We start from the raw sequence: 19,449 nt of genomic DNA on the forward strand, positions 1-19,449 counted from the left end.
TCATTTATGAACCTGAAGCTTCCCTTTTTCTTTTCTTGCTATCGTTTGTGTCGCACCTGTACCCTTCTTTTCCCGAAACATCGTGATGATGGCAACGGCTGCGATGATCATGACAGCAGCAATCAAGGTTTGGCTTGTCAATTGTTCATCAGCGATTAGCCAGCCTAGAAATACTGCGACAATCGGGTTCACATAGGCGTACGTGGAGACCAGGGAAGGCTCTGCATTTTTCAAAAGCCAAATGTATGCTGTGTAGGCGACAATGGAACCAAATCCAACTAAATAGCCAAAAGCAATCCAGGAACGCAGGGTGATCTCCGATAGGTGCAGCTTCGTCCAATCGTCGAGAAACAGCGAAGTGATCCCCAGCAAGCTCCCTCCGATGATCATTTGCAAGGCCGTCGCCATTACCGGTGATGCAGGGAGCTTTGCCTTTCGCGAATACAACGATCCCACTGCCCAACTGATTGAGGCAAACAGAAGCGCAAAGATTCCGACGGTATCGATCCCTTGATTGCCTGTGCTCTCGGGATGGACAACCAGCACTGCGATCCCCGCCAAGCCAAACAGGATGCCTCCCATGACTCCAACCGTTGGCTTCTTCTTGCTGCCACCGATCCAGTTGAAAACGAGAATCCACAATGGAACGGTAGCGATCAGCAAGGATGCGATTGCTGACGGTACCTTGAGTTGCGCCCATGCAACTACACCGTTACCTCCGAGAAGCAACAACGCCCCAACAATTCCGGCCCCTCTCCATTCTGCTGCACTGGGCAGCTCTGCCCCTTTCCAACGCCCGATCAAAAACAGGATCGATCCCGCCAGAAAAAATCGCGCCCCCGCCATAATAAAAGGTGGCATCGATTCAATGGCGATCTTCATTCCGAGATAAGTGCCTCCCCAAAACAGGTAGACCGCTAGCAACGCAATCGTAACGCCTAATAATTTCGAATCTTTTTTTCCTGTCATTGTGTTTCCACCTTGGTTGTCAAATTTCTTTCCGTCCATCCTCGTAGATCGTCGACAAGATGAAAGTCGTAGAGGTTTCCAGTATTTCGTCATACTGGACCATTTCATCGATCAGATTGGTGATATCTTCTGGGGCCGTTGCACGTACTTTTAGCATCATGCACCACTCTCCCGCGAGCCGCTGGCATTCGATGATGGTCACGTTCGGTACCTGAACGTTCATAATCTTTGCTGTGATTTCTTTGAAGTCCTGACATCTTGCTTTGACGAAAATCAATACCTTCAGCCTTTGCTCTAATTTTCGCCAGTCAATGATGCCACGGTATCCCTTGATCACACCATTTTTTTCAAGCTTGGCAACCCGTTGGTGAACAGCTGGTCGCGAGATGTGCAGCAGCTTGCTGATTTCCTCATGAGATATCCTTCCGTTTTCCTCGAGCAATTGAACAATTTTCAGGTCAACCTCATCCATCACATACCTCCTGTGGTTATAGTAGCATATTTTCCTTCATATAGACTATTTGTACTCTATATTGACCGAATTCAAACGAATAGTAAATACAAAACAAGAAATCCGAAAAAAATCATGCCAAAAACCGTCGTGAAAGCCCTCTTCTCATTACGAATCGTTACTTAGGTACCCATACAAAAAAGAACAAGCCCCCGCTTGATTGTAAGCGGGGACCAGCTTAGAAGCATCGTCCTTATCATTCTGGTTTCTCAAACAATGCCATCCACTCATCAACTTGGATGGAAACGACTTGCTCTCCAACTTTTTCAACCGCGAAGTAGGCTTTAGTTTCATCATCAGCATTTGTGATATGCGCGGTTACTTGCTCAACTTGCTCCTCAGTCTCAGTCGTACGTTTGACCCAAGTCGCATATGGGAACGTCTTTTTACGGATGCGCGAATGACTCTCCACCAGCCCCTCTTGCTCGATCCACGTTACCCATTCGGAGCGTGAGTAGCTTCGCACATGACTGTGATCCCGAAGTTTCTCCAGCGTATTCACAAATTGATCGAGCTTTTCATCCTCTGCTGCGATATTGTCGATCAGCACGAATTTTCCACCCGGCTTCAGGACACGGGCCACTTCTTTTACAAACGCCTCCGGGTTCGGGAAATGATGAGCCGCGATTCTGCACCCGACTGCATCAAAGGATTCACTCAAAAACGGGAGTGCCTCCGCATCCGCAACCACATAAAAGACATTGCTTGTGTGAGATTTCAGATGGTTTCGCGCCGCTGTAAGCATCGGCTGTGTCAAATCAGTCGCAAAGACGTGACCGACATGTGGAGCGATTGCCTTGGTAAGATGACCGCCGCCCGTTGCCACATCGAGAAACACCCAATCCGGCGATGGATTCAGCCAAGGCGTGAGGAGAGCGAGATCCTCTCCCGTAGCATGCGTCTGGCTATTCACATACTTTTCAGCATTCGCGCCGAACTGCTGTTTGACTTCCTCTTTGATCCTTTTGTCATCGCGCATGAGAATCGCCCCCTATTCTTCGTTCACGATTACTTTCTTCCCTCTCATTTTCATGATCAAGGGAACGGTGATCCAGAGAACCGCAATGATGAGGAACACCAGCGATACTGGCTTTTCAATAAAAATAGAAAAGTCACCATTGGACGTCGTCAGCGCTCGTCGTAAATTGTTTTCAATCATCGGACCCAAGACCAAGCCAAGAACGAGTGGAGCCATTGGAAAATCATTTTTCGCCAAAAAGTAACCCACGAGTCCACAGAGCAGCAACAAGACCAGATCAAAAACAGAGACACGGACCGCGTATACACCAAACACCGAAATAGCAACAATCATCGGGATCAAATATTTAGGCGGTGTCTCAATCAGCTTCGCAAACACCTTTACGAGCGGCATATTGAGGATCAAGAGCATCACGTTTCCGATGAACATACTAGCGATCAAGCCCCAAGCAATGGTCGGATGATCCTCAAATAAGAGCGGACCTGGCTGCACGTTGTACATAATCAGTGCGCCCATTAATACCGCTGTCGTCCCTGTCCCCGGAATGCCCAAGGTCAAAAGTGGAATCATCGCCCCGCCAGATGCCGCGTTGTTTGCCGACTCTGGAGCCGCTACCCCGGCAATCGCTCCTTTGCCGAATTTTTCAGGCGTTTTACTGATTTTCTTTTCCAGCAAATAAGCGAGGAAGGAGGCCAGTGTTGCACCAGAACCAGGAACAATTCCTTTAAAGAATCCAACCAGTGATCCCCGGAGAATCGGTCCAGCACTTTCCTTCAAGTCTTCCTTGGTCGGTATGATTCGGGAAATTTTGGCGATCTCTCCCTCATTCACATCCCGTTCGAGGATCGTCTTGAACACTTCTCCAAGCGCAAATACCCCTACGGCGATCGTCAAAAATTCCAAACCGGAATAAAGCTCGGGCATATCAAAGGTAAAACGCGCCACGCCGGATACATTGTCCAGCCCGATCGTCGCGATCAATAAGCCAAAAACCGTCATCATCAATGCTTTGGTCACAGACTTGCCTGCCAGCCCACTGAGTGCACATAACCCCAGGATCATCAGCGAAAATTCATCTGCCGGACTGAGCTTGAGAGCTACTTCAGAGAGTGGCTCTGCCAAAAATACTAGACCGATAAGCGAGACAAGTCCTGCAAAAAATGAACCAATCGCTGCGATGGAGAGAGCAACTCCGGCTCTTCCCTGCTTCGCCATCGGGTATCCGTCCAGAACGGTAACGACAGAAGATGACTCACCCGGTGTATTCAACAAAATCGAAGTGGTAGAGCCTCCGTACATCGCCCCGTAGTAAACCCCTGCCAACAAAATAATGGCGCTGGTAGCCGCTGCTTCTGGTGGCAGTCCGCTCGTCAACGAGGCTGTCACCGGAATCAACAAGGCCACGCCGCTGATTGGCCCAATCCCGGGCAATACCCCAACTACTGTCCCGATCAAGACACCTACAAATGCAAAAATGATATTTTGCCATTGCAGGGCAGTGGCAAATCCGTTCAGCAAATAATCAAATGCACTCATTTCATCCACCTCCTACAAGCCTAACCATGTTGGTAAACCGGGCAATGTGCCATCGAGAACTTCCACGTACAACAAGTAGACACCGAACGAAAACGCACCGGAAATGATTACGCTGTTGAGCCACTTCCCTTTCTGCATCGTCTGGAACCCAACGAAAAGGAACAGGAAGGTACTGATCACGTAGCCGATTTCCTCTAAAAGCAATACGTACAATAATGCCCCGACCAGAATGATGAGGAACCGTTTGTAATCGAGCTTTTCCTTCTCTTTCTTGCCCTCTTGCTTGTATTTGAATGTCTCATAAAATAATCGCAGGCTGAGCAGGATCAGAAGACTACCAAGTCCCATCGGAAAAATGTTTGGTCCTACATGGCTGCCGTAAGCACTCGCCGAGATGCTTTGGCTCCCGACCACAAAGGCTACGCCCAACACGAGAAAAATCAGACTGGCGAAGCGGTCAAATGTTTTGCTCACGTATGTTCCCTCCTGTTCGTTCCAGAATCCAGAATGAAGGAGGAGAAGAATTGCTCCTCCTCCATCCCCCAGCAAACCTTTTTATTTCGCCATTCCAAGCAAGCCCAGGATTTCCTTGAACATTTTTTCTTGCTCACCCAGATAGCTCTTGAAGTCTGCACCGTTTTTGTAGCCATCGTCCCAGCCGTTTGCTTCCAGCTCTGCTTTCCACTCAGGAGTCTCTGTCATCGCTTTCAATTTTTGCTCCCAGTAAGCAACAGCATCTGGCGTCATATCTTTTGGCCCAAATACACCACGCCAGTTGATCAGCTCCGTTTCATAACCGGATTCTTTGTACGTCGGGATATCCTTGAACATTCCTTTCAAGCGCTCAGGGGAAGAAACACCCAGAATTCTGACCTTCCCGGATTTCAAGTATTCTCCCGAACCGGAGACATCTGTTGCCAGTACGTCAGCATTGCCACCCAAGAGAGAGGCGATCGCTTCTCCGCCACCATCGTAAGAGATGTATTTCACTGATTTCGGATCAATTCCCGCTTTGACAGCTGGCATCAAGAAGGTCAGGTGATCAAGCGAGCCAGGGGCAGAACCGCCTGCAACCGTTACTTTGGTTGGATCAGCTTTGATTGCGTCCATTAACGATTTCAGATCCTTGTATGGAGAATCAGCTGCTACTACGATCGCACCGTAATCTTTCGTCAATTGTGCCAACGGAGTCATATCCTTGTAGGAATGCGGGCTGTTTCCTTCTTTTTTCACATTGTTAATGACGATTGGGGTAGAGGGAAGCAGGAGCTTATAGTTGTTTTTCTTGTCCTGCGTTACAAAATCAGCCAAGCCTACTGCTTGTCCGCCACCTGGCTTGTTTTCGACCGAAATGGTCTTGTCTACCAGCTTCGTTGCTGACATCACCTTTGCGAGGGAACGCGCTGTTTTATCCAAGCCTCCACCTGCGCCCGATGGTGCGATAACCGAGATAGGCTTTTCCGGGTAGGTAGAAGCTCCGCCAGAGGATGCTGTCTGCCCATCGCCGCCTCCACAGGCTGCGAGGCTAAGTGCCATTGCCGTAGTGAGGAGTACTCCGCTCCACTTTGTCCATATGTTTGATTTTTTCATCTTTATGACCCCCTCTGTTGATAGCGTTTTCAATTAAGGTAAGGAGATCATAGCATCCGATGAAAGCGCTTCCTAGTTTATTCAGATAATTTGGATAAAAACCATATTTACGATTATTTTCATTTTTTTCACGTCAAAAAGACCTGCCGTTCCGATCTGGGAACGTGCAGGCCTTGCTATTTATTTGACTGTAAAACTGCGTCAAGCACTGGTCTCCTTTGGCTGTTTGATCCTGCTGTGGTAGTTCGTCCATGCACGTGCGCCGAAGGAAAACAGTGTAAGGACAAGGACCAAGCGAAACAGATGAAACGCCGTCACTAGGAGCGGATCGGCTCCTGTCGCCAAGGCAGTTAAGCTCATTTCGGCAAGTCCACCTGGCACCGTAGCCAAAATTGCTGTCACGATATCGGTAGCAGTGACATAAGAAATGCCGATGGCAAGCACAATTACCATGACGAACAAGAACAAGGAATGCATGAGACCAAACAGAAAGAATCGGCGGTTTTTCACGATGTCCTCTCGTTTGAAGCCAAGACCGATGCTGACCCCGATGAATATTTGGGCCCCTTGGACCAAGATGCTTGGCAACGCAGGACTCTCTCCCATAAGCGATGTATTCATCGAAATCAAAGCGGTCACGAGCAAGGCACCTAGCAAGAACGGAGCGGGTATATAACAGCGTGACGCAATCAACGCTCCCATGAGACCAGCCACTAAAATCATGACTGTCTGCCCAATCCCCAGCACGTGTTCTGTCGTAGCCGTCTGTATGGTAGCATGCGTAGGTAGAAATGCCACGAGATAAGGGGTACAAAGCACGACACTGATCGCACGGATCGAGTGGAAAATCGTAATGACTTGTTGATTTCCTCCCGCCATTTGCCCCACCGACACCATTTCCGATAATCCGCCGGGAATATTGCTGAATATCGCCGTTATCCCGTCTACTCTGCAGATCTTATAAAAGATCCACGCGTTCACCAAACTGATCAAGATGGTCAAAATCGTGGTGATGAGCATCAAACCGACGTGCCCCGTCATCGTATCGACGATTTCAGATGTCATTCGCAGACCGAGGGTAATCCCGATCACGGTCAATCCTGCTTGACGAAACCAGCGGGGAATCCAAAGATTTTTGACCCCAAGCATATTACAGATAACTGTCGTAACTAGCGCTCCGAGTAGCCAAGGAAGCGGGCTGTGAATGGTAGCAAACAGCCAGCCCCCCAATGATCCGAGCAGCAATGTAAACAGAATGCGCAGCAGCATAAGCGTTCCCTCTCCTACTATCCGACGTTGTATGAAGCTTCTAGGGTGGGGGTACACCTAGTGTAAATCAATTGTTCTCGCAGAAAAAATACAAAATGGTTATCGTTAGCGATTCCTTGTGTGAATAATAAAAAACTGCTGGCTCCCCTTTCAGGGAATTCGCAGCAGTTCTTTTTCCTTGCTTAATCGATAAATGCAATCTCACCCTGCTCTATAAAGCGCACAAATGCCTTGACCATTTGCAATTCCATCGAGTCGGCATGATAAAACATCCAGGTACTTCGCTTGATTGGCTCTCCCTCAGCTGTAGTCAACTCAATCATGTGTAGATCGTCTTTGCCATTCAGCACGCCTCGTGGAAGGATGGCGTACCCCAAACCGTTTGCTACCATTTCACTACATGTATCCGCCTTGTCGACCTCCATGCCGATCAACGGTGGTTGGGAAAATCGTTCCGTCCACCAACTGTCCACTAATGCCAGCAGCATGGGATCCGTCTCATAGTCGATTCGCGGCAGGGTAGGCAGGTCGTCGATCTGAATGGGTTCCGTGGAAACGACATAGACCGATTCCTCGAACAATAAGTGCTTTTGGTCGGACCAGTTGTAGCTTCCCCGGACGAAGCCTACGTGCACGTCCTGATTATACACGGACTTGTAGACGTCTTTGCTCCATCCGGTCATTACCTTGTACTCGACGTTTGGATAGGCTTCTTTGAACTTTTTCAAGATCATCGGGAGCTTGTACCGTGCAAAATAGTTGGAAACCCCCAGCCGGAGCGTACCATTGACCTCGCCGCCCATGTTCAAGACATGCTCCTTGATATTGCGCAGTCTGAGGAGCATTTCATCTGCACATTTGGCCAAGTACTCGCCTTGAGGAGTGAAATGAACGCCTCTACTCCCCCGTTGCACGATCTGTACGCCAAATTCTTTCTCAATCTGCCGCAGTCTTTTCGTCAGCGCAGGCTGGGACAAATACAAGCTTTCGGCTGTCTTTGTAATGTTTTGTTCCTGGTACAAGGTTTGGAGAATGTACCAATCGCGATATTCCATAGCTATAGTGTCTCCGCATGGTTATTTGTCACTTCTTTATTTAACGCATTTTTCTCCTTCCTTTTCAAATAGTTTCCAATCACAATGACCAGAAGTGCCAATGCTACTGGCAATATCATATGCAGCGAAGGCATTACCCCCTCCAGGAAGCTGCCAACTGCTTTGTCTCCTACAATCATTTCTCCTGCTGTATATCCGAGCAAAGCCGCCCCCAACAATACGATGATGGGAAAACGGTTCATCAGCTTCATCAGTAACTGGCTTCCCCAAATGATGAGCGGAATGCTGATGGTAAGACCGATGATGACCAAAATCAGGTTCCCGTTCGCTGCTCCAGCTACGGCGATGACATTGTCCAGGCTCATAATCAGATCGGCAAAAATAATGGTTTTGAGTGCCTCAACAAAACTCGCTCCCCCACCTATGTGACTGTCCTCATCTTCACCTTTTAACAGCTTGACCGCAATCCAGATGAGCAAAAGCCCTCCGACGACTTGGACAAACGGAATTTTCAACAGCCAGATAGCAATGAAGGTCAGGATGATCCGAAGTCCGATTGCACCGAAGCTCCCCCAAAAAGTAGCTTTCTTCTGCAGCTCTGGACTCAGGTTGCGACAGGCAAGAGCAATTACGACTGCATTGTCTCCGCTCAAGACCAGGTTGATCATAATAATTTGAAGTAAGCTAAGTAAGTATTCTGTCATGATGTCCCTCCAAAATTTCTGATACTGACAATAATAGACCTATCTTTTCCTTCGTGCAGTATTATTTCTATTATTTGCATATATTTTTTTGGAATAGAAAAAACCTGTCATTCGAAGACAGGCTACTTCTTGTATCCATACACTGAATAATCCGCCCGCACTTTTCGAATCGCTAGCCAAACTGGCAATCCTCTCGCTACCCAACGCAGGGCGGACATAATATTTTGTTCATTTTCAAACTGCTCGACAATGATGACGGTCTTTTCATTGATGTACGTCTGTAGCTCCTCCCACCCCATTGCCGAATAGCGATCATTTCCGTACGTTTTCAACGCCAAAAAGTCTTCGCGTTTTGGGTCCTTCAGTTGGATGAGATGCTGAATGGCTCTCGCGCATTCGGGATGAATAGTATTATTCATGATGTCATGCCTCACTTTGGTACGGGATGATTTTATGTTAAACGATTGCAGCAAGCTTCGCACGCAAATAAAAAAGGCCATCATCACTTTGGTAGGATAACGACCTTTTGTGCTTCTGTTGATTCAGTTTTTCTGCTCTCGTCTTCGTCGTCCGTTGTCTCATGTCAGCGAATGCAAAGATGCTTCTGTTGAGCTCTGGGTTTCTTTTGCCTTCACGAGCCAGTTTTTCCCGCTGCTTGCGTGCTGCGCTTTTTGCCATTGTCTTTCACTCCTTTTTTACGTTGAATACCGTCCTTGGTGTTATCATAGAACGCTTCCTGCATTGTTGCAACGAAAATAGTAAAATTGCCTACAACTCTTGTCCACTCCTTTTTCTCTCCCATGAATAGGATAGATTGACAGGAGGTGTTGAGACTCGATGAAAAACAAAAGAATCACCGCGAGCCGCGCGGAAAACCAAGTGTATTCCAATCGGGTTCTGCGCTCTGAATTCGACCGCAACTGGCGTACGATAATCTCCAGAAGTGGTTACGTTATTTATATTGCAAAAACGAATCGGGCAAAAGTCACTGTACTGCTCTCAGATGGATCTAGGAAATTGCTCATCTTCAGACAAGGTGGAAGAGTATTGGTTGGCGGTGGGGGTACCAGTCATTATAGCAAACCGCACATTGCAAGAAATTTGTAAAATGTGGGAAGCGCCCTGCTCAGTATTGCTTGTGGCAGAGCGCTTTTCATTGAACGGATCACTACCTCGTCTTAATAATCACCGTCATTTTTTGCTTCATTTTTGTATCTTGAATCATTCCAATGATCTCCGCTCGTTTCCATACAACAAATTTATACTCTTGCCCGTTATGCATCTTGATTTTCATTCCATTTGGGATCACGAATAGCGTATTCCGCTTTTCAACTGCCGCAATATCATTCAGGTTTAATTCGAGAGGTTCGGTTTGAATATTGAGACTGTGTGGTTGAAAATAGAGTCTGTCACTCGTAAGCGTTAACTTCCCACCTACTCCTTCCATTCCTCTGAATAGGTTTGCCGCTATATTCTCTTGCACGATCGATTCGTTTCGCTTGAGTTTCATTGCTTCCTTTTCCCCTCCGACATGCGATTCCGTTTTTACTCAAATGATTAGATATTATATTACCATAATTAGGAATACACGTGACCACATCTATATAGCAAAGCGCCCTGCTCGTATGGCCTGGAGACAGGACGCTTCGTTTGTTTAAGAATACAGGTTAATAGGTAAACTTATTGAGCAATACTTTCAGCTCTTCCGCCAATGACGACAAGGATTGAGCGGAGGATGAGATCTCTTGCATGGAGGCGAGTTGCTCCTCCGTAGAAGCTGCTACTTCCTCGGCTGTTTCGGCATTGCTTTTCGCGATGGTAACGAGCACATTGGCTGTCGCGGTTACTTCCTGGACAGCAGCCAAGATTTGCTGTGCGATCATGGAAACCTCTGCGATATGTGGATTGGTCAGTCTGGTGCTTTCCATAATGCCTTCAAACTTGTGAATCGTCTCCTCGGAAACTTCCAAGCCTGCTTCAACATCCAGTCTGACTGTTTCCATGTTGTCGACGGATTGCTTGGTTTCCCGTTGAATCTCTGTGATCAATTCAGAAATTTGCTTAGCCGACAATTGTGATTGCTCTGCCAACAGTCGCACCTCTGTAGCTACAACCGCAAAGCCTTTGCCATGCTCACCAGCCCGCGCCGCTTCAATCGCTGCATTCAATGCCAACAAATTCGTCTGCTGGGCAATCCCGCTGATGACATCCGAGATCGTGCCGATTTCTTTCGAACGGTCATAGAGTGATTTGGTCATGCGATCAGACTGTTCTACGGATTCATGAATCGACTTCATTTGACTCATGACCTGAGCGACAAAGTTGCCACCTTCTTCTGCCTGAACCGTCGTTTGCTGAGCCGTATCCGACAACACATTGACACTCTCTACAATCCGTGTGACCCCTTCCGCAATGTCCTGCAATGAGCGAACATTTTGGTCGATTCCGCTCGTTTGTTGTTCCGCGCTGCCAGCTACCTCTTGAACCGCAGTCGTTACATGCTCGGTTGCAATACTCGTCTGCTGCGCACTCGCAGTCAATTGCTCCGAAGACGCTGCTACTTGCTCCGCTCTAGTCTCGACATCTGAAATGAGCGCCCGCAGGTTATCCTGCATCGTATTAAACGCATGGCCGAGCTCACCGATTTCATCGGTTGACCGTACTTTAATCGGGTCAGTCAAATTCCCTTGGCTCACTCTAACGGCATGTACCTTCACTTCCTGGATGGACTGGAGAAGGGAACGCAGTACAGCTGCTACAATGAGTCCTCCCAACACCAAGCAGATCGCAATCGTCCAAAACGTTTGCTCGAAAATCGGCTCTGCAGCATCCTCAACCTCTGACAAGTACATCGAACCTGCAATTTTCCAGCCAGTTGTTGGATTCGTCACATAGTAAATCTGTTTCGGGATGCTTTGCTCCTCGTAATTGAATTGTCCTGTTTCTCCTTGGTACAAGTTGTCGTAAAAACTCTCTTGTGCCACTGTTCCTGCCTGATTTTCCGGGTGGACGACATACTTCTTATTGCTGTCCACTACGATGACATCTCCATCCGAACCGATGCTGACTGAGTTTGCCAGTTGTTTGATCTTTTCAATCCCAACTGTAATGCAGATAACCCCAGCGCCATCCTCTGTCGTTCTTGCTACCGCTACTAAAACTTCACCTGATACCGCCGAAATATATGGCTCTGTAACGACGACCGTCCCCTTGTTCTCCATCGCTCGCTTGTACCAGTCTCTCGTCCGGGGATCAAACCCTGCCTGTACTTCTTGCTTCGGAGCGCGGAAATACTGACCGTCAGCCGTTCCCAAACTGATGCTGGACACATCTGCATGCATACCCATATACATATCCAAGTGATGCATGATTTCTTCTTGAACATCAGCTGATTTCACGCCAGGTGTGATATCTTTTGCCAAATAATCAGCATCCTTCTTTTTGCCCTCAAACGTACTGCTTACGATGGAGTTGACCAAATCGACGTTTTCGTCGGCGCTGTCCATGATCTGTTTTTCAATTTCTTGTCTCGCTTGATTGTAAGCCAAGCTTCCAACGACAAGGGAAGGGACTAACAGAATCAAGAGAAATGTGATGATGAGTTTGGTTCGATAGCTTCGAAGCCAATTCCTGAGGTTAACTTTCACTTCATTTCATCCTCTTTCTAAGTTGTATTTGGATAAACGTTTCCTGTTGGTGAAATCCTAATTTTTTTATATCGGTAACGAAGGAGTGTTCATTAAGTAAAAAAATATATAGAACTGTAATAGGTATAAAAAAGTGGGGATTATACCGCCCTCGCAGCCATAGAAAAACCGTCCTGATCATGAATGAAAGACAGGACGGTCGGTATGGGTTGACTTTGCAACAGTTGCCACGATTTGTTGAGCCAATCTGTAAGTCACTTCAACCGCGCTTCATTTTCCCCAAGCGGATAAACTGTTCGTCACGTACATGCAGCTTTTCTGAAACAGCCGTATCCGTATACGAGTAAATACCTGCTCCGGTCTTGGTACCGAGATTGCCTTCTGCTACCCGTTCCTCCATGATGGCGGGTGCTTTTATCGAGCCATTCAGTTCTGGCGCCAAGTTATCCATCACGCGCTTCCATGTATCGAGACCACCAAAATCTGCCGTCTCAATAGGCCCTACAAAAGCCCAGCGAAAGCCAATTCCGTTCTTCATCACCGTATCGATCTGGGCTGCATCTGCCACACCTTCTGCAAGCAAATGAAAAGCTTCTCTCATCAAGGCTGTTTGTAGCCGATTGGCGATAAAGCCCGGTACATCCTTTTTCAACAGAACAGGGCACTTCCCGATCTCTTCCATCAGCTGCATGGTTTTTTGAACCACTTCTAGCGCGGTCTTCTCATGCTTGACTACCTCGACCAACGGAACTAATTGGGCTGGATTGAAAAAATGTGTAATGATAAAGCGTTGGGGCGTGGTAGTTTTTTCAATCAGTCGCGCAATCGAAAACGTAGACGTATTGGAAGCAATAATCGCATCTGGCTTCGCGTAATGCTCCAGCTTTTCAAACAGCTCCCACTTTCGCTCGATGACTTCCGGGATTGCTTCTGTGATGATTTCAGCTGCCGATACTGCCGCTTGCAAATCCGTGGTCAGGACAATATGCTCGAGCGCCGCTACTCTAGATTGGTCTGCGATCACTCCCTCTGCAACCAAAAGAGAAAGGCTGTGCTCGATGCTAGCTCTCGCTTTCAGCAAAAGCTCTTCCTGCAAGTCGTAAAGAGAAACACGAAATCCAGCCAATGCGAATAACTGCGCGATTCCATGTCCCATAACACCTGATCCGATAACAGCCGCATGCTTTTCCATAGAAAGATCCTCCTAGGGTGAATTCGGTTTACTAGCAAAGCTTTCCACGATGAAATACCTAGTTCCTGCCCACAAATTCCTACTACTTTTACCGAAATTCATTCCTATGACGCTTGTTGGTAGAGTCAAAGTTTTGTACCATTAAAAATCGTTTCCTAAAACCAGCTATTAGAATGAACGTTTCATATACGGAGGTACACATGAAACTACTGAATAAAGTCGTGGTCATCACAGGAGCCAGTCGGGGATTGGGCCTTGAAATGACAAATGTTTTGGCAAAAGAAGGAGCGATCGTTTGGGCAACCTCTCGAACCGCGCCTCATCCGAACGAAATCGCACACGCTGAACCAGGAAGTGTGACGAATGTACAGCTAGACGTGACCGACGAGCAAAGTGTCCTTGCCTTATTTGCGCAAGTACAAAGTTTATACGGACGTCTAGATGTCCTCGTGAACAATGCAGGCGTCGGCGTGTTTAAGCCTGTTGAACAAACAAGCTTAGATGAATGGGAGAATGTTTTTCGCACCAATGTAACCGGACTCTTTCTTTGCAGCCGCGAAGGATACAAGGTAATGAAAGCTCACGGAGGCCGTATCATCAATATCTCTAGTGTCTCAGGGTATATTCCCATTGCGGAAAACGGCGTTTATGGTGCTTCGAAATTTGCTGTCCAAGGCTTTTCTCAAATTTGCAATGAAGAATGGAAAAACGACAATGTAAGAGTCTCCACCATTTTTCCTGGCGCCGTTCATACAAATATGACGGAGGACCGACATTTTTTTGATCCGAGTGCGATGCTCGTACCAAAGGATGTGGCAGATACCGTGTTAGATATCGCTTCCCGTCCCCTCCACGTTCGAATCGATGAAGTCAAAATCCTTCCGCCTAAAGGCGTCCTCTAAATCACAGATGAATAAGGAGCGTATACAAATGCAGCAAGTAGCAATCATCACAGGAGCAGGCAATGGAATCGGGGCAGCAGCCGCAAAGCTGTTGGCTCAACATGGAGTACGCGTCGCTGTTCTTGATGTACACGAAGAAAAGGCTCGGTTAGTCGCCCAAGAAATCAATCAGGCAGGCGGTCAAGCCTTGTCCATTCGCTGTGATGTCGGTCAACGAGCCCAAGTAGAAGAAGCCATCCAGCTAGTAGAATCGCATTTCGGAGATATCACCATCTTGGTCAACAACGCCGGAGTTGGCGGTCCATTCCACCGAGTTGACGAAGTCTCCGATGAAGAGTGGGATTGGATCATGAATACCAACTTGAAGAGTGTATTCCTATTTTGCAGAAACCTGTTGCCCAAGATGAAAGAAAGGAACTACGGGCGGATCGTCAACATCGCTTCTATTCAGGGCTTGCTCGGCTCAGCACACTCGTCCACCTACGTCGCTTCCAAGCACGGCATGATCGGCTATACGAAAACAATTGCTGCGGAGTGGGGTGAGCACGGGATTACTTGCAATGCCATCTGTCCCGGATATGTGGATACCGCGATGGGCGTACGTCCGGAGGATATTTCGGATTACATGAATCGGGTCATCGCCAAAAGCCCGGTCAAACGCGTAGCTCAACCGGTGGAAATCGCCCAGATGATTGATCATCTAGTTGGACCGCATAGCGGATACATCAACGGAGCGAGCATCACCATGGACGGCGGGATCAGCAGTCACATCGGAATTACGGATCAGTTGTCCTAGTTCGTTACACATAAAAAAAGCCGCACGCTCGGTCAGTTTCCACCGGTCGTGCGGCCTTTTTTTCCTCTACCCTTATAGTCCAAATAAGTCATCCAGAAAACCAACGCAACTGTGAGGCCTACAGAAATCTTTTTACTTATTCCCAGGCTAACGTCAAGATCGAAAAAACTGAATGCTAACAGTCCAAACACAATAACCAATAGAATTTTTCTGATAATATCACCTCAAATCAATGTTCCCTTCATCATAATAATGGTAATTGTTTGAAAATGTTGTAAAACAATGTCGACACAAAATGTAATGTCCAGGAAAGGATTATTCCCAATAATCTACAACGGCTTCTCAATTTGGACAATCTACCTTTTTATCAATTTCTTTCTTCAACTTTGGTCTGATGTAGACTCCCCCGAACAAATGGACGAATTTAAACCGACTACTTATATAGGCAAGGACACAGGAACATGCAATCGTAAGTATAAATAACATTACCATTCCTGAATCTCCTACTCTCAATTCTTTGAAGCGAAGCAATTGACTGATGATCAAAGGATGGATCAGGTAAAAGAAAAAGGAATGGGTAGAGAACCAACAGACCGAGTGTAATACCTTCCTCGGCCAACCAGTCATGCTTGTTGACAGCCTGTACATAAACACCGCGCTTACAACCGTGTACAACAAAGTGCTCGGCTTAGTTGAGGAGTCAAAAGTGTCCGTCCATTTACTATCGACCACCAATACGATCAGAGAGGCAAACCATGGTACAAAAGTTTGCCAGAGCGTCAGCTTTCCGACAAATGCTGAGATTTCATTAAATCTCATTGCCACGAACATTCCCAAAACGAAGTAAAACACCCATACAGGAAAAAGAATAACATAAGGTACCTTGATGCTAGGGAGTACGATGAGTTGGTTGGCATGTAAATAAATTGCCATGTGCATGACCAAGGTCGATATAAACGAAACTGTTAGCGTCCAACTCGTCTTCGTCCGTAGAAGACTACTCAAGAACGGATATATTAGATAGAGTTGGCAAATGATCACCAAGAAATATAGGTGAACGTAAGCCGTACCTTTCACCATATGCTTCCCTAGCGTTGTTAAAAGAACCCAGGGTTCGGCTGATCCAAAATCATATTGCTGGGCATAGGTAAAGTAAAGGATGCTCCAGATCAAATACGGTAGCAAGATCTTATTAAACCTCCTTTTAAAAAACTCTCTTTTCCCTATACTCCCCCGGTCACTTAAGGCAAGACTTAACCCTGAAAGCAGAATAAACATTGGTACAGCGAAACGCGCTACCTGATTCCAAGCAAACGCCATAACACTAGTTTCTACATAACCCGCTGTTACATGGATTGAGATTACTGCAATAGCACTGATAGCCCTTAGATAATCAATCTCTTTAATTCTCGTGTGAATGCACCTTCTCTTTTCTCTATGTTGTGGTATATCTGCAACAGTTTTCCATTAATGATAATACCATTCTTTTGTAAATATCGGAAAGTGTGGCTATTTTGCCCTGCCAAAAATAAACAAAAGATCAGTCTCTTTTTTTTACAGATACGGGTCATAGTTTTTCGAAGACATTCAATTTGTGCTTTCACTGTTCCACCTTTCATCTAATGTGAGCCAATTGCGTGGTTGGAAAGATAAAATGAAACAAACCCGTCTCCAAATCACTCAAGAAATTACAAGGAAAAAGAATACTATCTCCGTAATCTCACTTTCCAATTAAGTAATGTGGACAATGATTCAGAATTAGAAGTAATTGCTACGATTGAAGGCGGCGCTCATCTGGGTCACTTTTTTATTTTTGACAAACAATCAGCAGAACAATATAAGTTGGTCACCGAACAGCCGTGGCGAGTAGCTGATAGTAGACTTGATGAGTCTGTTCCTGATATCGGAGTTAAAGAACCTGTTGCTGAAATAGATGGTAAAGTGCTGTACCAAACAATAGTCGCTGATGGCGGGTCAGGCACCTCTTCTCGTACAGCATATTTGTGGTATCTAGAAAACGGAAAATTTACTGTAGCTTGGAATGGAGAAATCAGACTTACATCTACTTTCCAAAATAACGATGTCGTAGAAATTGGAACTTACGATATAGACGAAGATAATTTGTTTTACTTTTCTAATTCCTACAAAATAAATACGGAGGATAAAAAAGCTCAACCCGAAATTAAACAGACAGCAGCTATATTCAAATTCAACGGACAAACTTTTGTTCCTCAACCATCTTACAAAAAGACAGGCCAGTAGTTTTCAGGCAATTACCAATTGAGTTCGGTGTATCCTTCAAGTTTCGAGCGATATCGAGTGCTTCCTGCCATGATTCCGATTCCAAGTCAGGCTTACGTACTTTCGCTAGGTTCATTCCATCGAATGCTCCCTCTTTAAGAATAACACCTTCAATCGATTGATTTTCCGCTTCAGAGTGAATAAAGCGCGCTAAAAGGTCAATGCTATTTCTTCCTTTAAACTCTCTAAAATCCCAATCGTCTTTTCCGATGTTTTCCAATGGTTCTCCATAAGGGTATGCTATTTTACATTTCTCCTTTAAAGTTCTCATTTGGATACCTTATTCAAATTAAAGCTCCTATTACAATTGCCAGAAACAGCTTGTAGTGTTTCACAAAATGATTACATTTTCCACGAAACACAACATCTCCAAGCGCTTGGGATGTACCGTCCTTTTCTCGTATCATTTTGATATCAGAAGTGTTACAAACAAAAATTCCCTCCCCGGATTGCTCCAAAGGAGGGATTCTCTACTATTTTTATGATTCGTGGTATCCCTCTAATTCCTCAAAGAACAGGAAACTTTTTCCGTTTTTGTACGTCTAACAGTGGAGTTAAATAGAATTCTATGAGGTGACGAATCCGTGATAAAAAAAGGGATCACACTTGGACTAATCCTATCTCTTGCGAGCATACTTTCAGTTCCATCTCAAGCAATAAATGCTTCGAATCAACCTCAAGCCATAGCCATCCCTCCTGTCAAAAACAACGTAAGTCCGAATATTACTACCGACAAAGTTAAGCAGTGGATCAAGGAACAAAGTAAAAACAAAGCCACTTCTCAAAATGAGCTTTATTTGGACTTTCTATACTACAAAACACTCAATCTAGATGACGACAAAGAAATGGAACTTGTAGTCACAGCGCCAGGAGGGGCTCACACAGGGTCTTTCTTTGTTTTTGATCAACAAAACGAACAATATCAACTGATATTTGAGGAAGAGTGGCATGTGCCAAAAGATGGTCTAGTGCAACCTGATGAACTGGATGATTTCATCCCTTATTGTACCAGCAATGGCAAACGACTCTATAAAACGATTGATTATTCTGGCGGAACAGGTATACATGTCGAAACCGCGCACCTATGGTACATCGAAAATGGAAAAGTAGTAATCGCTTGGGAAGGAGAAATGAAAAAAGTCACCTCCTTTCAAGGCATCCTAACCGTGACATTGGGCACTTACCACATAGAAAATGATACCCTACACTACTTCGCAAACTCCTATAAACAAGATATAGAGCAAAAGCAAATCAAAAAACCTGACTCGCAAACTGAAGCAAAGATGTTCCAATTTAACGGGAAGATTTTTGAAGAGAAATTGTAATTTCACAAAGAAACAGGCCGTACACATGTAACCATCTTGCACAGTGTACAGCCTTGTCCAATTACTTCGTGACGGAGTAACCTTCTACTCGGAAAAACACATGGTCACCAATATTTTCTCGTTCTACGATCTTGGCCTTGCCACCCCAACCTGTGTAATACTTTTCGTTAGACGTTGTATTTTTTTTGGAATACTTTAACACCATTAAACCATAGGCAGGTTCCGATTGGATTATCTTGATCACTCAGATTTTGCGCAATATCCAATGAGTCTTTCCAAGCTTTACTTTTAAGAACTGGCTTCAGCATCTGATCGGATTCCGCACCATTAAACTGACCAGGATGGAGAATCACAGACTCAAAAGTGGCTTTTTTCCCAAATTCTTTATGATGCGGAGCCTTATTTCTCACTAATTCTTTACGATTCTGAATTACGAAAGCAACTCCTCGTTTTCCTTCCTTTGATTCTGTACTCGCTTCAGCGTAAATAATGCGTGCTAGTAAATCTACACTATCACGTCCTTCTAACTCATCGTAATTTTCCAATGGTTCACCGTATGGATATGCCATGTCTCATTTCTCCCTTATTGTGTGATAAGCAACTTTTTTTGACCGGTCATCGTCGCTTTCACCTATCTAGGAACAAAACGGAACAGCTTTTCTAAAAAATTTAA

General features: G+C 45.8%; 22 protein-coding genes. 5 read left to right on the forward strand and 17 right to left on the reverse strand.

All coding sequences use genetic code 11. From position 1 onward, the window contains the following. The 11 genes from HPY31_RS19285 to HPY31_RS19335 form a co-directional block, all read right to left on the reverse strand. Nucleotides 1–969, reverse strand: coding sequence for an EamA family transporter (locus tag HPY31_RS19285; protein WP_172142036.1), 969 nt, complete (start codon nt 967–969; stop codon nt 1–3). A 19-nt stretch (nt 970–988) separates the two neighbouring features. Beyond that, nucleotides 989–1,441, reverse strand: a complete 453-nt coding sequence (locus tag HPY31_RS19290) for an Lrp/AsnC family transcriptional regulator (RefSeq protein ID WP_016741717.1) — start codon at nt 1,439–1,441, stop codon at nt 989–991. Nucleotides 1,442–1,676: 235 nt separating this feature from the next. After that, nucleotides 1,677–2,459 (reverse strand): class I SAM-dependent methyltransferase, encoded by a 783-nt coding sequence (locus HPY31_RS19295; protein WP_172142037.1) that lies wholly within the window; start codon nt 2,457–2,459, stop codon nt 1,677–1,679. Between the two features lie 12 nt (nt 2,460–2,471). Then, entirely contained in the window at nt 2,472–3,995 is a 1,524-nt protein-coding gene (locus HPY31_RS19300; protein WP_012684914.1) for a tripartite tricarboxylate transporter permease, read from the reverse strand. Nucleotides 3,996–4,007: 12 nt separating this feature from the next. Next, the gene (locus HPY31_RS19305; protein ID WP_172142038.1) at nt 4,008–4,469 is read right to left on the reverse strand and encodes a tripartite tricarboxylate transporter TctB family protein; all 462 of its coding nucleotides are present in this window, start codon (nt 4,467–4,469) and stop codon (nt 4,008–4,010) included. A gap of 81 nt (nt 4,470–4,550) precedes the next feature. After that, a complete protein-coding gene (locus HPY31_RS19310; RefSeq protein ID WP_172142039.1) occupies nt 4,551–5,585 on the reverse strand; it encodes a Bug family tripartite tricarboxylate transporter substrate binding protein in 1,035 nt (344 codons plus the stop codon). 201 nt (nt 5,586–5,786) lie between these two features. Continuing rightward, the gene (locus HPY31_RS19315) at nt 5,787–6,854 is read right to left on the reverse strand and encodes an AbrB family transcriptional regulator (protein ID WP_172142040.1); all 1,068 of its coding nucleotides are present in this window, start codon (nt 6,852–6,854) and stop codon (nt 5,787–5,789) included. A gap of 182 nt (nt 6,855–7,036) precedes the next feature. Further along, nucleotides 7,037–7,909, reverse strand: coding sequence for a LysR family transcriptional regulator (locus tag HPY31_RS19320; RefSeq protein WP_172142041.1), 873 nt, complete (start codon nt 7,907–7,909; stop codon nt 7,037–7,039). Between the two features lie 2 nt (nt 7,910–7,911). Next, nucleotides 7,912–8,613 carry a TerC family protein gene (locus HPY31_RS19325; RefSeq protein WP_172142042.1) on the reverse strand — a complete coding sequence of 234 codons (702 nt, stop codon included), beginning with the start codon at nt 8,611–8,613 and terminating at the stop codon, nt 7,912–7,914. Between the two features lie 122 nt (nt 8,614–8,735). Further along, nucleotides 8,736–9,032, reverse strand: a complete 297-nt coding sequence (locus HPY31_RS19330; RefSeq protein WP_235442486.1) for a hypothetical protein — start codon at nt 9,030–9,032, stop codon at nt 8,736–8,738. Between the two features lie 37 nt (nt 9,033–9,069). Next, a complete protein-coding gene (locus HPY31_RS19335) occupies nt 9,070–9,291 on the reverse strand; it encodes a hypothetical protein (RefSeq protein WP_016741710.1) in 222 nt (73 codons plus the stop codon). A gap of 159 nt (nt 9,292–9,450) precedes the next feature. Between HPY31_RS19335 and HPY31_RS19340 the strand changes: the two genes are divergently transcribed. Further along, nucleotides 9,451–9,720: a hypothetical protein gene (locus tag HPY31_RS19340; RefSeq protein ID WP_172142043.1), complete on the forward strand. Its 270-nt coding sequence runs from the start codon at nt 9,451–9,453 to the stop codon at nt 9,718–9,720. A gap of 61 nt (nt 9,721–9,781) precedes the next feature. On the opposite strand, the gene HPY31_RS19345 is transcribed toward HPY31_RS19340, so the two are convergent. From HPY31_RS19345 to HPY31_RS19355, 3 genes are all read right to left on the reverse strand, one after another. Then, a complete protein-coding gene (locus HPY31_RS19345) occupies nt 9,782–10,123 on the reverse strand; it encodes a GRAM domain-containing protein (RefSeq protein WP_172142044.1) in 342 nt (113 codons plus the stop codon). A gap of 157 nt (nt 10,124–10,280) precedes the next feature. Then, nucleotides 10,281–12,260, reverse strand: a complete 1,980-nt coding sequence (locus HPY31_RS19350) for a methyl-accepting chemotaxis protein (protein ID WP_172142045.1) — start codon at nt 12,258–12,260, stop codon at nt 10,281–10,283. Nucleotides 12,261–12,519: 259 nt separating this feature from the next. Continuing rightward, complete coding sequence (locus HPY31_RS19355) at nt 12,520–13,452, reverse strand: 3-hydroxyacyl-CoA dehydrogenase family protein (RefSeq protein WP_172142046.1); 933 nt, start codon at nt 13,450–13,452, stop codon at nt 12,520–12,522. A 200-nt stretch (nt 13,453–13,652) separates the two neighbouring features. On the opposite strand from HPY31_RS19355, the gene HPY31_RS19360 reads away from it, so the two are divergent. Continuing rightward, entirely contained in the window at nt 13,653–14,354 is a 702-nt protein-coding gene (locus HPY31_RS19360; protein ID WP_172142047.1) for an SDR family oxidoreductase, read from the forward strand. A 28-nt stretch (nt 14,355–14,382) separates the two neighbouring features. Continuing rightward, complete coding sequence (locus HPY31_RS19365; protein ID WP_172142048.1) at nt 14,383–15,150, forward strand: SDR family NAD(P)-dependent oxidoreductase; 768 nt, start codon at nt 14,383–14,385, stop codon at nt 15,148–15,150. A gap of 342 nt (nt 15,151–15,492) precedes the next feature. Here HPY31_RS19365 and HPY31_RS29235 read toward each other — a convergent pair whose 3' ends face one another. Next, a complete protein-coding gene (locus tag HPY31_RS29235; protein WP_172142163.1) occupies nt 15,493–16,599 on the reverse strand; it encodes an acyltransferase in 1,107 nt (368 codons plus the stop codon). A 291-nt stretch (nt 16,600–16,890) separates the two neighbouring features. Here HPY31_RS29235 and HPY31_RS19375 point away from each other — a divergent pair, with 291 nt between their 5' ends. Then, nucleotides 16,891–17,412 carry a hypothetical protein gene (locus HPY31_RS19375; protein WP_172142049.1) on the forward strand — a complete coding sequence of 174 codons (522 nt, stop codon included), beginning with the start codon at nt 16,891–16,893 and terminating at the stop codon, nt 17,410–17,412. On the opposite strand, the gene HPY31_RS19380 is transcribed toward HPY31_RS19375, so the two are convergent. Further along, entirely contained in the window at nt 17,360–17,722 is a 363-nt protein-coding gene (locus HPY31_RS19380) for a hypothetical protein (RefSeq protein WP_216675719.1), read from the reverse strand. The genes HPY31_RS19375 and HPY31_RS19380 overlap by 53 nt on opposite strands. Before the next feature lie 313 nt (nt 17,723–18,035). On the opposite strand from HPY31_RS19380, the gene HPY31_RS19385 reads away from it, so the two are divergent. Next, the gene (locus tag HPY31_RS19385) at nt 18,036–18,776 is read left to right on the forward strand and encodes a hypothetical protein (RefSeq protein WP_172142051.1); all 741 of its coding nucleotides are present in this window, start codon (nt 18,036–18,038) and stop codon (nt 18,774–18,776) included. Nucleotides 18,777–18,943: 167 nt separating this feature from the next. On the opposite strand, the gene HPY31_RS19390 is transcribed toward HPY31_RS19385, so the two are convergent. Then, nucleotides 18,944–19,345: a cell wall hydrolase gene (locus tag HPY31_RS19390; RefSeq protein WP_172142052.1), complete on the reverse strand. Its 402-nt coding sequence runs from the start codon at nt 19,343–19,345 to the stop codon at nt 18,944–18,946. Nucleotides 19,346–19,449: the final 104 nt, after the last annotated feature.

The organism is Brevibacillus sp. HB1.3 (assembly GCF_013186635.1).
Classification (GTDB): Bacteria; Bacillota; Bacilli; order Brevibacillales; family Brevibacillaceae; genus Brevibacillus; species Brevibacillus brevis_D.

Coding starts and splice junctions, on each gene's coding strand:
- HPY31_RS19285 (WP_172142036.1), bottom strand. CDS start 969: ATGACAGGAAAAAAAGATTCGAAATTATTAGGCGTTACGATTGCGTTG.
- HPY31_RS19290 (WP_016741717.1), bottom strand. CDS start 1,441: ATGGATGAGGTTGACCTGAAAATTGTTCAATTGCTCGAGGAAAACGGA.
- HPY31_RS19295 (WP_172142037.1), bottom strand. CDS start 2,459: ATGCGCGATGACAAAAGGATCAAAGAGGAAGTCAAACAGCAGTTCGGC.
- HPY31_RS19300 (WP_012684914.1), bottom strand. CDS start 3,995: ATGAGTGCATTTGATTATTTGCTGAACGGATTTGCCACTGCCCTGCAA.
- HPY31_RS19310 (WP_172142039.1), bottom strand. CDS start 5,585: ATGAAAAAATCAAACATATGGACAAAGTGGAGCGGAGTACTCCTCACT.
- HPY31_RS19315 (WP_172142040.1), bottom strand. CDS start 6,854: ATGCTGCTGCGCATTCTGTTTACATTGCTGCTCGGATCATTGGGGGGC.
- HPY31_RS19320 (WP_172142041.1), bottom strand. CDS start 7,909: ATGGAATATCGCGATTGGTACATTCTCCAAACCTTGTACCAGGAACAA.
- HPY31_RS19325 (WP_172142042.1), bottom strand. CDS start 8,613: ATGACAGAATACTTACTTAGCTTACTTCAAATTATTATGATCAACCTG.
- HPY31_RS19330 (WP_235442486.1), bottom strand. CDS start 9,032: ATGAATAATACTATTCATCCCGAATGCGCGAGAGCCATTCAGCATCTC.
- HPY31_RS19335 (WP_016741710.1), bottom strand. CDS start 9,291: ATGGCAAAAAGCGCAGCACGCAAGCAGCGGGAAAAACTGGCTCGTGAA.
- HPY31_RS19340 (WP_172142043.1), top strand. CDS start 9,451: ATGAAAAACAAAAGAATCACCGCGAGCCGCGCGGAAAACCAAGTGTAT.
- HPY31_RS19345 (WP_172142044.1), bottom strand. CDS start 10,123: ATGAAACTCAAGCGAAACGAATCGATCGTGCAAGAGAATATAGCGGCA.
- HPY31_RS19355 (WP_172142046.1), bottom strand. CDS start 13,452: ATGGAAAAGCATGCGGCTGTTATCGGATCAGGTGTTATGGGACATGGA.
- HPY31_RS19360 (WP_172142047.1), top strand. CDS start 13,653: ATGAAACTACTGAATAAAGTCGTGGTCATCACAGGAGCCAGTCGGGGA.
- HPY31_RS19365 (WP_172142048.1), top strand. CDS start 14,383: ATGCAGCAAGTAGCAATCATCACAGGAGCAGGCAATGGAATCGGGGCA.
- HPY31_RS19380 (WP_216675719.1), bottom strand. CDS start 17,722: ATGAGAACTTTAAAGGAGAAATGTAAAATAGCATACCCTTATGGAGAA.
- HPY31_RS19390 (WP_172142052.1), bottom strand. CDS start 19,345: ATGGCATATCCATACGGTGAACCATTGGAAAATTACGATGAGTTAGAA.